We start from the raw sequence: 12,646 nt of genomic DNA on the forward strand, positions 1-12,646 counted from the left end.
GAGCCTTTTGGGGATTTCAACGATTTCTGTTTAGATCAAAAGGAGATGAGTGAAATGAACATTCGGAGATTGCATCCAGAACATGAGCCGCCGCTTGATTTACTGTTGACGGCAGACCCTTCCGAAAAACTGGTTATCGATTATCTCAAACGGGGACAATGCTATACAGCAGAAATCGACCGCCGGATTGTAGGTGTCTATGTGCTGCTGCCGACGAGACCAGAAACAGCAGAGCTCGTCAATATCGCCGTCAAAGAAGATCTGCAGGGAAAAGGAATCGGCAGACAATTGGTTATGCATGCGATTGAAACGGCAAAATCACAAGGATTTAAGACAATTGAAATCGGAACCGGGAATTCAAGCATCGGCCAGCTTGCGCTCTATCAAAAATGCGGATTTAGAATCACCGGCATCGACCGCGACTTTTTCTTGAGGCATTACGAGAAACCGATATACGAAAACGGCATGCGCTGCATCGATATGGTTCGCTTAGCGCTCGATCTTTAAAAAATCCGCCGGGCTCCCCGGCGGATTCTCGTCAATATTCTTCAAAATAGGACTGGATCTTTTTCGGATCATCTGTTTTGGTCAGCGCCAGCATCAGCAAAATCCGGGCTTTCTGCGGGTTCAAAGAGTTGGAAGCCAATATGTTTTCCTTTTCAAGATCAGGATTGGGCGTGACAACCCCGCTGCCGGTGCGTGTAGAACGCACGACTGCCGCCCCTTTTTTCACCGCTGCGACTGCCCCTTTTTTCGCCTCGTCAGAGACTGAACCGTTTCCGCTTCCCGCATAGATAATGCCTTTCGCTCCCGCCTTGATTGCAGCGTCAAACAGATAGCGCCCGTCGTTTTGATACCCGTATATGATGTCGACTTGAGGAAGCAGATTGATCTTGGAAATATTAAAATCGGTATCTTTCGTATGCTTTTTTGTGATGTCATTATGAAAATAGATGCCGTCGGCAATATTGCCGAGGTACCCCATTTCTTCCGACTTGAAAGTGTCAGGAGCTGTCGTATGGGTTTTCGTCACATATCTTGCCGCAGCAATCCGGTCATTCAGCACCACCATGGTTCCTTTCCCGTAAGCTTCCTTGCTCGCAGCGACCTTTACAGCATTGTACAAGTTGGCAGGCCCGTCGGCTCCAATCGCTGTGGAAGGCCGCATAGATCCGACCACAACGACGGGTTTATCGCTTTTGAGGACGAGATTTAAAAAATAAGCCGTTTCTTCCAAGGTGTCCGTTCCGTGAGTGACGACAATTCCATCGACATCATCTGAAGCTAAAAGCTTCGCAGTGCGCTTGCTCAATTTCAGGAGCGTTTTATTAGTCATATTCTGACTTCCGATGTTTGCCACTTGTTCTCCGCTGATATTCGCGATATCCTTCATTTCCGGAACGGCTTCGATGAGCGTATCAATCCCGACTGCACCCGCTTTATAATTGGTCGTCGACGTTTTGGACTGATTCGCTCCGGCAATTGTCCCCCCTGTAGCCAAAATTCTTATGTTGGGCAGACGGTCATTTCCTTGGGCAGTCTTAACAGAAGCAGTTTCCGTCTTCGCCCGGGCCTTTGTTTCATTTCGAGATTCGTTTGAACCGGAGCACCCGGCATTGATCAAAAGCAATAAGCCTAACACAATAAATAACATTCGTTTTTTCGTCATGTTTTGATCTCTCCCTGCTGCGAAGTCCGCTAATTATATATGTATTTTCTCTTTCCTCCTCTCTTTCATACCAGTTTAAAATGCATTTATACGTTGTCTATTCATATGTTAGATTTTCTTCTGCGTTTTTTGGCATTAAAAAAAGGGAAACCTCGTTTCCCTCTTCAGACCTTCTATTGTTTTAAAAAGCTGAATTCTTCCTTTATTTTTCTCAACAGCTCTTCATTGGTGAGCACATCATAGGCCGTGAATGCCATAGATTTTGCGCCGAGCATTAAGCCTTCGAACCCTTGGCTGCTCATGGCTGCCTCCCGAAACTCGGGTGTGTGGCACGCGTACGGTTCATCGCAAATTTGTACATAAGGATGAATGGAAGGTGCGATCTGGCTGACATTCCCCATATCAACTGAACCTCCTCCGTCCGCTTTTTCATGAATCGAATCGGGATCGACGCCCAACTCGATCATGTTTTGTGTAAAGGCGTCTGACAGCGTTTCATTTGTTTTCAAATCATCGTAAGACAGCTCGTAAAAAGAGCTCTCAAGTCGGGCTCCAGTCGCAAGTGCGGCTGCTTTTGCACAATTTTTTACTTTATCAAGCAATTCATTGACATAAGCACGTTCCGTTCCTCTGACATAAAACTGGGCAACCGCATAATCCGGCACAACATTTGCCGCTTTCCCTCCCTCTGGGATAATCCCGTGAATCCGGGCATCAGGGAGAATATGCTGTCTGAGCGCATTAATGCCGTTGAATGTCTGAATGACGGCATCGAGCGCATTGATTCCTTCGTGAGGCGCTCCCGCCGCATGCGAGGCCTTTCCGAAGAATTCGAATTGAATCGCATCCATCGCCAGCGATGTTCCGCTTTTTTCATGCCTGCAATACGGATGAACCATCATAGCGGCGTCCAAGTGATCAAAAACCCCTTGTTCAGCCATGGTTACTTTTCCGCCTTTCGTTTCTTCCGCAGGCGTTCCGTAAACATACACTTTCCCTCCGCATGATGCGATGACTTTGCTGACGCCGATTGCGGCGCCGACCGCCATCGTGCCGATCAAATTGTGCCCGCAGGCATGGCCAAGGTCAGGTAATGCATCATATTCAGCCATAAACCCGATGGCAGGGCCGGGACGGCCGCTGTCAAATTCGGCCGTAAACGCCGTCGCAAGGCCGCATGTTCCTAATTCCACCTGAAAACCGTGTTTTTTCAGCTCCTCGGACAGAATCTTTGAAGCTTTGAATTCTTCATGCCCCAGTTCAGGGTGATTGCCTATATACTGGCTGATATGCAGCAGCTCTTCACGAATATGTTCGATCTCTTTCTCAATTTGTTTTTTCATAACGGTTCTCCCTTCTCCATTACCGGAAGTTCTTTTCCAGGGTTGACAAAGTAAAGCTCATATCCTCAAAATGATTAAATATATAATTATATGAATATTAATACATTATAAAGGAGACGAACGGAATGAGCAATGGCACCCCCCAGAAAATAAAACTGCACTTCCCTCATACTTATGCTTTGATTTTTTTCATTATCATTTTAGCTGCACTGGCTTCATACTTCATTCCATCAGGAGAATTTGAACGGGTTGAAGAAGACGGCCGAACGGTTATCGTACAAGGGAGCTACACACAGACTGACGCCGGTCCGGTCGGTTTTTTCGAGATGTTTAAAGCCATACCGGAAGGCATGATTCAATCGGCGGATATTATTTTTTACATCTTTTTAATAGGCGGAGCTTTCGGCATCATCCATCAGACCGGGATGATTCGTGCAGGTGTTCATGTGCTCGTGCAGCGCTTGAAGAAACGCGGTTTCCTCCTGATTCCCGTCACCATGTTCGTCTTTTCCATCGGAGGCGCAACGATCGGTTTATCTGAAGAGACGATTATTTTTATTCCGATCGGCATCGCTGTTGCAAGAGCGCTTGGCTATGATTCAATGACCGGGCTGGCGATGATTTCCCTTGGCGCGGCTGCAGGGTTCACCGGCGGCATGTTGAACCCGTTCACAGTCGGAATCGCACAGACAATTGCGGAAGTCCCAGTGTTTAGCGCCCTCGGTTATAGATTGGCCGTTTATGCCGCCATGCTCGGTTTCTCCATTTTTTATGTCATGCGGTACGCTGAAAAAGTCAAAGCGCACCCAAATACCGGTTTGATGTATGGAAGCGAAACAGAGATGAATGAAGAGACAGCCGCAGGACACGCTGATCTTTCCTTCACCGGAAGACACGGCCTCGTCCTGCTGATTACAGCATTGGGCTTCGGCATCAATATGTTCGGTGTATTTCAATGGGGGTGGTTTTTAAGCGAGCTGTCGGCCGGCTTTCTCATCATCGGCTTTGCCGCCGGCCTTGCGGGAGGACTCGGCATCAACAACACCTTCCATTCATTTGTTGACGGTATGAAACAGGTTGTATACGGAGCGCTGATTGTCGGCTTCGCCCGTGCCATTGTCATCGTATTGGAAAACGGACAGATTATCGATACGATCATCAACAGCCTTGCTTCAGCCATCAGCTCACTTCCGAACGAAATCAGCGCCATTGGCATGTTCGCCGTGCAAATCGTGATCAACACATTTATTCCATCCGGAAGCGGACAGGCAGCCACAACGATGCCGCTTATGGCGCCGCTGGCCGATTTATTGGGATTCGAACGCCAGATTGCCGTATTCGCGTATCAATACGGAGACGGAATCACCAACTCCATCATCCCGACCTCCGGTGTACTGATGGCTTCGCTGTCAATCGCAGGCGTCACTTACGAACGCTGGGTCAAGTTTGTCTGGAAGCTGGTCGCAGGCTGGATTTTCATCGGCGCCGCCGCAATTGTTATCGCCATGATCATCGGTATTAAGTAAACATCCGGTCCACAATATGCAGCCGGAGCCCCCGGCTGCATTCCTCATACATGTCTCCGTCTCCCTGACCATAGAGAAGCCTAAACCATCAAAACCGGCGTTTCTGAGACGATTGATCTACTAAATTTTAAGCTCAGGTTAAGAAAACCCGAAAACAGGACTTTTTATCCACCATAGTCCAATTTCAAAATTCATCAACAAAGTGGCGGATTCTAAACAAAACACTTATATTTTTCACCTGTTCTGCCTTGTCATGGCTAAGGTGGAAAATGGATCAATCTCAATTAAATGCACCGTTTTGTAAGTCATTAGTTTTAGTCTATTCATACTACCCAAAGTTTGAAAACATGCCTAATCTTGCAAAACATTGACCAAAATTAGTATTTAACACCTATTTATTATTGATTCTTCAAACCTTAAAATGAGTGATGTTGTTTCTGTTTTTTTAAAGAAACTAAGGAAAAAGGAAGAATTATAATCAAATTTTCACTGTTAGATAAATGAAATGACCGGGACTTGAGTAAGATTTGTCCCGATGAAGGGCCTTTTTACCCTAACCACCCCATTCTTTTCATTTACATAACATTGAAAAAATAATAATAAAAAAGGAGACAGACCATGCGAAGTAAAAAGTTTTTTCTAATGATGCTTTTGATGATTGTAGCAGTCGTGTCAACAGCCTGCGGAGGCAGCAAAAGTGCGAGCGGAGAGAAAGAAGATACGAAAAAAGCAGATAATGCAGAAGTTAAAATACTAAGCTCCGAATATACGCTTCCGGATGATTCATCAACAAACCTGCACGAAAATGAACTTATACTAAAGATCAATGTTTCCGTTAAAAATACAGGAAAAGAACCATTGATGGTTGATAAAAGCCAATTCAGCCTTTACGAAGGCGACTCAAAAATGTCGGACGTCAGCGTATATGATGAAAGAAACAAGAGACTTCGTTCTTCCACGCTGAATTCTGACAAGGAAGTCGACGGAAATATCTATTACATCGTTGAAAAGGGCAAAAAGTTTCAGCTTGAATACACACCTGACATGTACGGTGAAAACAAAGCCGATCCTGTCAAATTCGAGATCGACGGCGGCAGCGACGATTTGCTGAAAACAGCCAAAAAACTTGAAGATCCGGCAAAAGCTTTGCTGGCTTACACAGATGTAACGATTTTCGGCAAAGATAATGATAACTTTGATAAACTGGTCGACGAAAATAAACGTGAAGTCGTTACCGATTACCTTGAAGGCGCTCAAAAATCAATCGTTCGCTCTTTAGGATATTATGATGAAGAAGATGTCGATAAAAAGAAATTGAATAAACTGATCAGCGCCATCCAAAACGCTTATCAAGAAAAATCTCAAGTCAAAGCAGTTACAAAATCAATTTCAGGCGATGAAGCAACTGTTGAGGCAACCGTTACACCAATCGATAATACGGATGTCCAAAAGAAAGTGAAGAAAAGACTGGAAGACTATGTGAAAGACAGCGGCAAAAACTTCATGTCCAGAGATGAATTGATCAATCCTGCGATTGACATCATGAGTGAAGAAATCAAAAAAGCACAGGCGACTTCAAGTGAGAAAACCGTTGAAGTTAAGCTTGAAAAATCAAAAAACGACAAATGGAAAATGGATGCTGATAATTACAAGACCGAACAATACTTCTCAAGCTTCCTTAAAAGCAACAACTAAAAAAAGCACCCTAGTGGCGCTTTTTTTCAATTACAATAAAACAAGTGCTGTCCGGCAGCGGCACGCGTCGGCCGAGCCGGTCTGTCAGCTCGATTTTAGGGTTAAGGTGTTCTTCATACCCTTCCTGTACATAGTGTTCGAACACAAGAATGTTCGCGCGTTCCCCCAACTCTTTCTCAATACAGCGCCGGAATTCAGACGGCGTAAAATAGCCGAACTGCTCCTGCACTTCATGCGAATAGGCTTCTTCTCCCCAAGTATATGTATAGAGGAATTCCATCGCGTCATTCACAAACAGTACAGCCGCATCCTTTTCAGCCTCAAGAATTTGCACCTTTCTCCCTTTAAAATCATGGATATACCGTTTCAAGAAATCCATTCCATCCGGGTCTTTAAAGCGAATCCGCCGCGTTTCCTCTTTGTTTTCGGTCATGATTCCGTCCCTGATGATGATTCTGCCTCCCCGCTTCAGAATATCAAAGGAACTTTTTAACGCTTGGACAATGACGAGGTGATTAAATCGTTTTCCTTCATACGGAATGTATGAGAACAATTCGTGCAATATCGATGAAAATACAATCGTGTCGACGCTTTTCTGTTCGAAGTACTCAGGAAGATCCAACGCATCAGCCTGTTTCACATGCCACGGCTTATGTTCGCGCACTTTTCTTTTTTGGAGCTCCTCAATGACATTGACGGAAAGGTCGATGCCGATGACCTCTGCTTCAGGATGCTGGTCCGTCAGCAAATCAAGCATCACGCCGCCTCCGGCTCCGATGTCGAGCATTCTTTCTCCAACAGCATAATCGGCAATCTTCTTTTTATAATCTTCCGCACCGTTCATGTCAGACAGATAAGCCGCTTCATTTTGCAGCCGGTCAAACGAATCCTTGCGAAACTCAAAAAAATCATAAAGCAGCACGATCGCCCGTTCATATAAAGGCGATTTCTCCGCTTCCTGGCAAAATTCAATCAGCTTCAGTCCGGCCTGCGAAAACGAAAACGTGACGCCGACAATCTCGGAAGCCTGATCAAACGGCTGAACAGCAAGCGAAACGTGTTCATTTACAGGCACCCCGCCGAAAAGCAAATCGCTGATCGACATCTCTTTTAAGCACGCTTCGATAATCCGTTTTTTATAAACATTCGTATGACGCACACCCTGGTAATCACGGTACATGTCCTTCATCAGCGGCTCAAAGCTGATATGCTTGACTGATAAAGGATTGACAGAACGAAGCACTAGCAAAAAGATTTTGACAAACTCTTCAAAACTGAACGATGACAAGGCGGATTCCACATACCATAAATCGACCCGCTGAAAGAAGCGTCTCAGCACATCTTCCGCGGCATGTTCCCTCAAAAACCGCTCGTACCGGCTGCTGTCTTCGCCGGAATCGAACGCCTGTCCCCGCAGTTTTCTGATCCTTTCCGCAAACGGCCAATCTTTGTTTCTTTCTCCTGTGCAGATTTGGCCGATTATCCGGTTCACGTCTTGTTCAATCGATTCCCAAAGTGCCGGCGAAACCCCTTCAATGATACATTTGTTCAGAACGTACAGAACCCGCCTGATGTCGATGTGCTGAAGTTCGGATGCTTCAATCCAATCGATAAGAGGAGTGAATTGGCGATACCTTGATTCCCCGCGGATATACTGCCCGATGAGTCCATGCGTCAAAATCAAAATATAGATGAGTTCGTCAATATCCTGCCGCTCCGGCATATACGCCTGTCTTCGATCAGCATAAATCTGCGCCGACCCGATATTATGGATCGCAAGCTGAAAGCCTTTCTCACGCCATTCCTTTCTTTTATGAGGCTGGCCGCACTTAGCCGTTTCACTCCATATGAGAACCTCTTCAATGATTTCTTTTTCCCGCTCAGGAATGTCCGCTTTCTCCAAGATGGAGAGCGTCTGTTCCACATAAAGAAACACGGGATTCTGAGGCATGTTCTCCAGCGAAGATATCCGCTCCAGATTGACATTTTGTTCTTCAGTTAAAACAAGATACTTGAGCCATTCGGCATCACGCAAAACATGATAATCCCCGCTTTTCACTTTTTCAATGGCTTCTAACGATTGTAAACGCCTCATACGTTCTTCCCTCTTTTTTCTATTTCGATATGACTAATCATAAGGTAAATGGTTTCATATAGAAATAGGATAATAGACTTATAACCGCTATAATGTTTGGCCGCAGTCCGCCGTTAAGATTTGACCAGTAACCGTTTCTTGTTCGAGCAGCGCGCAAATGAGCAAGGCGATATCTTCCGGCTTTGCGATCCGTTCAAGCGGGAGCTTTTGGCTGAGCCGCTTCATTTTCTCTTCATTCCCCTCCCACCATCTCGTCGATACAGCGCCAGGTGCCACACAGCTGACCCTGATATCCGGAGCGAGCGCATGCGCCAATGATTTCGTCAGTCCGTGGACCGCCGCTTTTGATACGGCATAGGGGAGCGAAGAACCTGAGCCCGTCAGTCCGGCGATGCTGCCGACATTTACGATGGCGCCTTGCTTATTTTGCTTCATTAAAGATGCCGCCGCTCTCGCGCAATAAAACATCCCTTTGACATTTACCGCATACAGTTCATCCCAGACTTCTTCAGAAGCTCCATCCAAGTCATCAAGCTCGATATGCCTGGTGATGCTTGCATTGTTGACGAGCAGATCGACGGTGCCGAACTCACGGGCCGCCCGATCAAACATGCCTTGAACTTCATTGACCTTAGAAACATCGGCTTTAATCGCGAGCGCGCGGCCGCCTTGATTTTCAATCATCCCAACCGTCTCTTCAGCCTCCGCTTCGGAACGCGAATAGTTGACAATAACCGCTGCGCCGCGGTTTGCCAAAGCGAGCGATGCCGCTCTGCCGATCCCAGTGCCGCCTCCTGTGACAAGGGCTGTTTTATTTTTCATTTCCATTTTTCATCACTCCCTTTTCAACTGATGCAAGCTGTGCTGTTCCATTCCCAAACGACCAGTTCTCTTTCACGTTTTCGGCCGCAATGATCATGACGTCCTCTTGGCGGATGCCGGCGTTTTTTTGTAAACATTCTGCAATGCGTTGATACAGCGCCAGCTTTTTTTCGACCGGTCTCTCTTTCATTGTGATGTGAATATAGATCAAATCCTTCGTCCGTTCGATATTCATATAGCCGGGATCGAAAAAGAATTCTTCCTCATCGTGCTGGGTGATGACCTGAAAATAATCATCTTCCGGAACATCGATCGTCTCCGTCATCGCCTTGTGAACCGTTCTGCTGATCCGTCGAAGCTCTTCGTTTGATCTTCCTTTTAAAAGATCCATCCTGACAAATGGCATATATTTATTCCTCCTTTGTATTGTTTAATAGTGTATAACGGTTATATCATTTTGTATAATTGAATCATTTGAAGGATTCATTCAATTTTATTGAACTTGAGGTGATGGGATGGATTTCAAAACGTTAAAGACGTTTCATAAAATCGTGGCTTGCGGAAGCTTTAACCGCGCGGCTGAAGAACTGAATTATGCGCAGTCCACAGTCACAATGCAAATCAAAAAACTCGAAGAAGACCTCGGCATCCGATTGCTCGAGCGGGGGAAAACATTCCGACTGACTGAAGCCGGCAGGCTTTTTTTTGAAGAAAGCAGCCATATTGTCAAGAATATGGATCACCTTCAACATCATATGGCCGACTTATTGCTTGGCGAAGCGGGAAATATCCGTCTAGGAGCGGTCGAACCAATCGCGAGCTGTGATTTGCCGCGGATGTTGGGGAGATTTTTAGCGGATTATCCGAAGATCCGGGTTTCCGTAGATATCGCCAACTCATCGACATTGGGGGAAAGGCTGGTTCAAGGCAGCCTGGACCTTGCCGTCTGTTCGACTCCGGCAATGGGAACTGATCTTTATTTTGAACCGCTATATGCTGAAGAGCTCGTAGTGCTGCTTCCTGAAGGACACCCCGCCGGAAACAATGAACACATCCATCTGAAAGATCTTAGGGAGCACCGTCTACTGATCACAGCCAACAATTGCACCTACCGGAAGAAAGTCGAAATCGCGTTTCAAGAGCTGCCGGGAAGCCAAATGAACACGATGGAGATTGGAAGCATGACCGCTTTGAAAAATTATGTTGCCGCTGGACTCGGCGTTGCCCTGATTCCGAAAAGCATCGTCTCCCCTCCTCCTCCCGGAACGATTGTCCGGTTTATCGGCGATGACCCGATCAGCGTAACCTTCGGCATCCTTTGCAAAACCGCGTCTTTCCCGCTGAAACAAGCGGACGCAAAGCTTTACCAATATTTGAAACAGGAACTGGGAGAACCGAAAAAACCTTCCGGCTGATGTCGGAAGGTTTGGGATGATGACATAATGGGACATTGAATGATGATGATCTGGTCTCAGAGGGGGATGGTTACTTGCACCTGTCCGCCCCCCGCTTCACCGTTTTTAATCGATAAATCGCCTTGATGAAGCTTGACAACACGAAGCGCAAAGGTAAGTCCCATACCGTAATGCCCATTCGATGTCCGGCTTTTATCTTCCATATAGAAAAGCTCGGCAGCTTTCTGCAGGCCTTCTTGAGAAAATCCTTTTCCGCTGTCAGTGATTGTGAAAATCAATTGATCATCCGTACACACAGCTTCAAAATCGATTCTCCCGCCTTCTGGTGTGTGATCTGCAGCGTTCGTCATGATGTTCATCAACGCTCGATGAAGCAGCTGTTTGTCCAACAGTGCTTTTTTATCTTCAAGGTTCTGTTCCTTCAGCACAATGTCAACCGATTTGTTCCCTATGTATGCTTCAGTGTCATTGAGAACACTTTCGACTAACGGTTTCACAGCACTTTCTCTATAATCGATATTTAATGCTTCCTCCGTTTTTGACAAATGGATTAATTGGTCAATGTACTGATCGATTTTTTGCCCCGCATCAAGTATGTATCTGATATATTCCGACTGCTCTTGATTTTGCGGTGATAAGCTCAGCAATTCCGCATTACCTTTAATAATGGTCATTGGAATTTTAATGTCATGAGCCAATGCGCCGATCTGTTCTTTTTTCGTTTTCTCTAAGTGCCACTGCGCACGGAGGGAGGCTTGAAGGGCATTCCTCATGTCTATCAGGGAACTGATCACATGATCAAATTCCTTAATATTCGAAAACTCCGGAGTGAAATTTAAATTTTGTTTTTTAATTTGCTCAGCGATGGTGTTTAATGTTTGAAAATGATCTTTTAACCTGTTTGCAAATCGGGTTGTTACCGCAAAAACGACCGTAATTAGAAGCAGAATGATGATGCATAAGCTTGTCAGCTCATAGTTCGGGAGAAACCGTCTCAGCAGGGGAGACCGAAACTCAGCGCGCAAAGGATACTCCAACACACAATACTCGTCTTTGCGTTCGATGATCATATAGCCTTTTTGACTTAAGGTGACATACGGCCTGCTCTCAATTTTTTTCCGTACAATGGAAAGATTCGTTTCTTTCATGTTTCCCGCTGTCTTTTGTTTCGACTTTTTATCCAATATGGCATACAGCATCGTATCAGGTATCATGTCTTCCGTTATCCGTTCAGCCGATTGAAGCTTGGGCTTAAGCTTTTCAGCTTCGATTTCATTGTAATTGGCAGGATAAAACAGCCCTGCATTCATTCCGATCATATTGATCAAAACATATACAGCCGTGATCGCGATCAGGCTGAAACTCAAAGTGAGCATATATTTGATCAGTTCTCTGCGCAGCGTCTTTTTTTTACGGATTATTCCCATCTGTACCCTACGCCCCATACCGTTTTGATCGGATCTCTTTCGTGTTCTTTGCATTTTTTTCGGATCGTGCGGATAAATTCGGTTATCGTGGAGTATAATGCATTGCCTTCCAGCCCGTATACATAATCATAAATTTCTTCTCGTGTAAAAGTTCGTCCTTTATGCTGAGCCAACAGCTCACATATTTTAAATTCATTTTTTGTTAAATTCAGCTTTTGATCATGAATAAATACTTCTTTGCTGTCAAAGTGAAATAAAAAACCGGAAATCACACGTTTAGTTTCGTGTTTCTCTCTTTTTTCCCTTCTCAAGTGTGCATTTACTCTCGCACTGAGCTCAAGAACGCCGAAGGGTTTTGAAATATAGTCGTCTCCTCCAGTCAGGAGGCCCTTAACGATGGCCTCTTCCTCCGTCTTAGCGGTGAGAAACAGGATCGGACAATCTACCAGCGGCCGGATTTTCTCGCATAATTCAAATCCGTCCATCCCCGGCATCATCACATCAAGCAAAATTAAATCATACCCTGAAAACACGTCGAGAGATTCGGCGTTAACTTGACTCAATGTATGAACTTGATGCTGATCGCGGCGCAAAATATTTTGTATGAGTACAAGAATATCTTTCTCATCATCTACTGCCAAAATGTTCGCCACT

Annotated in this window: 11 protein-coding genes; 4 read left to right on the forward strand and 7 right to left on the reverse strand. The window is 45.5% G+C overall.

The genetic code is table 11. From position 1 onward, the window contains the following. The first annotated feature begins 54 nt into the window (after positions 1-54). A complete protein-coding gene (locus tag ACH97_RS05740; protein ID WP_020450037.1) occupies positions 55-507 on the forward strand; it encodes a GNAT family N-acetyltransferase in 453 nt (150 codons plus the stop codon). A 31-nt stretch (positions 508-538) separates the two neighbouring features. On the opposite strand, the gene ACH97_RS05745 is transcribed toward ACH97_RS05740, so the two are convergent. After that, complete coding sequence (locus tag ACH97_RS05745; protein WP_020450036.1) at positions 539-1,669, reverse strand: type II asparaginase; 1,131 nt, start codon at positions 1,667-1,669, stop codon at positions 539-541. 173 nt (positions 1,670-1,842) lie between these two features. Next, a complete protein-coding gene (locus ACH97_RS05750) occupies positions 1,843-3,012 on the reverse strand; it encodes a M20 family metallopeptidase (protein ID WP_020450035.1) in 1,170 nt (389 codons plus the stop codon). A 125-nt stretch (positions 3,013-3,137) separates the two neighbouring features. On the opposite strand from ACH97_RS05750, the gene ACH97_RS05755 reads away from it, so the two are divergent. Beyond that, a complete protein-coding gene (locus ACH97_RS05755) occupies positions 3,138-4,538 on the forward strand; it encodes a YfcC family protein (RefSeq protein ID WP_035337325.1) in 1,401 nt (466 codons plus the stop codon). A gap of 618 nt (positions 4,539-5,156) precedes the next feature. Continuing rightward, a complete protein-coding gene (locus tag ACH97_RS05760) occupies positions 5,157-6,233 on the forward strand; it encodes a DUF4352 domain-containing protein (RefSeq protein ID WP_020450033.1) in 1,077 nt (358 codons plus the stop codon). 10 nt (positions 6,234-6,243) lie between these two features. On the opposite strand, the gene ACH97_RS05765 is transcribed toward ACH97_RS05760, so the two are convergent. The 3 genes from ACH97_RS05765 to ACH97_RS05775 form a co-directional block, all read right to left on the reverse strand. Beyond that, positions 6,244-8,328 carry a class I SAM-dependent methyltransferase gene (locus ACH97_RS05765; RefSeq protein ID WP_048350148.1) on the reverse strand — a complete coding sequence of 695 codons (2,085 nt, stop codon included), beginning with the start codon at positions 8,326-8,328 and terminating at the stop codon, positions 6,244-6,246. Between the two features lie 87 nt (positions 8,329-8,415). Continuing rightward, positions 8,416-9,156 carry an SDR family NAD(P)-dependent oxidoreductase gene (locus ACH97_RS05770; protein WP_020450031.1) on the reverse strand — a complete coding sequence of 247 codons (741 nt, stop codon included), beginning with the start codon at positions 9,154-9,156 and terminating at the stop codon, positions 8,416-8,418. Next, a complete protein-coding gene (locus ACH97_RS05775; protein ID WP_020450030.1) occupies positions 9,140-9,556 on the reverse strand; it encodes a tautomerase family protein in 417 nt (138 codons plus the stop codon). Before ACH97_RS05775 ends, ACH97_RS05770 begins: the two co-directional genes overlap by 17 nt. Positions 9,557-9,665: 109 nt before the next feature. Here ACH97_RS05775 and ACH97_RS05780 point away from each other — a divergent pair, with 109 nt between their 5' ends. Then, positions 9,666-10,565, forward strand: coding sequence for a LysR family transcriptional regulator (locus ACH97_RS05780; protein WP_020450029.1), 900 nt, complete (start codon positions 9,666-9,668; stop codon positions 10,563-10,565). 56 nt (positions 10,566-10,621) lie between these two features. Here the strand turns inward: ACH97_RS05780 and ACH97_RS05785 are convergent, their stop codons facing one another. Beyond that, positions 10,622-11,992 (reverse strand): sensor histidine kinase, encoded by a 1,371-nt coding sequence (locus ACH97_RS05785; RefSeq protein WP_020450028.1) that lies wholly within the window; start codon positions 11,990-11,992, stop codon positions 10,622-10,624. After that, the gene (locus ACH97_RS05790) at positions 11,983-12,645 is read right to left on the reverse strand and encodes a response regulator transcription factor (protein ID WP_020450027.1); all 663 of its coding nucleotides are present in this window, start codon (positions 12,643-12,645) and stop codon (positions 11,983-11,985) included. Before ACH97_RS05790 ends, ACH97_RS05785 begins: the two co-directional genes overlap by 10 nt. Position 12,646 lies beyond the last annotated feature (1 nt).

Origin of the sequence: Bacillus paralicheniformis (genome assembly GCF_001042485.2) — a bacterium.
In the GTDB taxonomy this organism is placed as follows: domain Bacteria; phylum Bacillota; class Bacilli; order Bacillales; family Bacillaceae; genus Bacillus; species Bacillus paralicheniformis.

Coding starts and splice junctions, on each gene's coding strand:
- ACH97_RS05740 (WP_020450037.1), top strand. CDS start 55: ATGAACATTCGGAGATTGCATCCAGAACATGAGCCGCCGCTTGATTTA.
- ACH97_RS05745 (WP_020450036.1), bottom strand. CDS start 1,669: ATGACGAAAAAACGAATGTTATTTATTGTGTTAGGCTTATTGCTTTTG.
- ACH97_RS05750 (WP_020450035.1), bottom strand. CDS start 3,012: ATGAAAAAACAAATTGAGAAAGAGATCGAACATATTCGTGAAGAGCTG.
- ACH97_RS05755 (WP_035337325.1), top strand. CDS start 3,138: ATGAGCAATGGCACCCCCCAGAAAATAAAACTGCACTTCCCTCATACT.
- ACH97_RS05760 (WP_020450033.1), top strand. CDS start 5,157: ATGCGAAGTAAAAAGTTTTTTCTAATGATGCTTTTGATGATTGTAGCA.
- ACH97_RS05765 (WP_048350148.1), bottom strand. CDS start 8,328: ATGAGGCGTTTACAATCGTTAGAAGCCATTGAAAAAGTGAAAAGCGGG.
- ACH97_RS05770 (WP_020450031.1), bottom strand. CDS start 9,156: ATGGAAATGAAAAATAAAACAGCCCTTGTCACAGGAGGCGGCACTGGG.
- ACH97_RS05775 (WP_020450030.1), bottom strand. CDS start 9,556: ATGCCATTTGTCAGGATGGATCTTTTAAAAGGAAGATCAAACGAAGAG.
- ACH97_RS05780 (WP_020450029.1), top strand. CDS start 9,666: ATGGATTTCAAAACGTTAAAGACGTTTCATAAAATCGTGGCTTGCGGA.
- ACH97_RS05785 (WP_020450028.1), bottom strand. CDS start 11,992: ATGGGAATAATCCGTAAAAAAAAGACGCTGCGCAGAGAACTGATCAAA.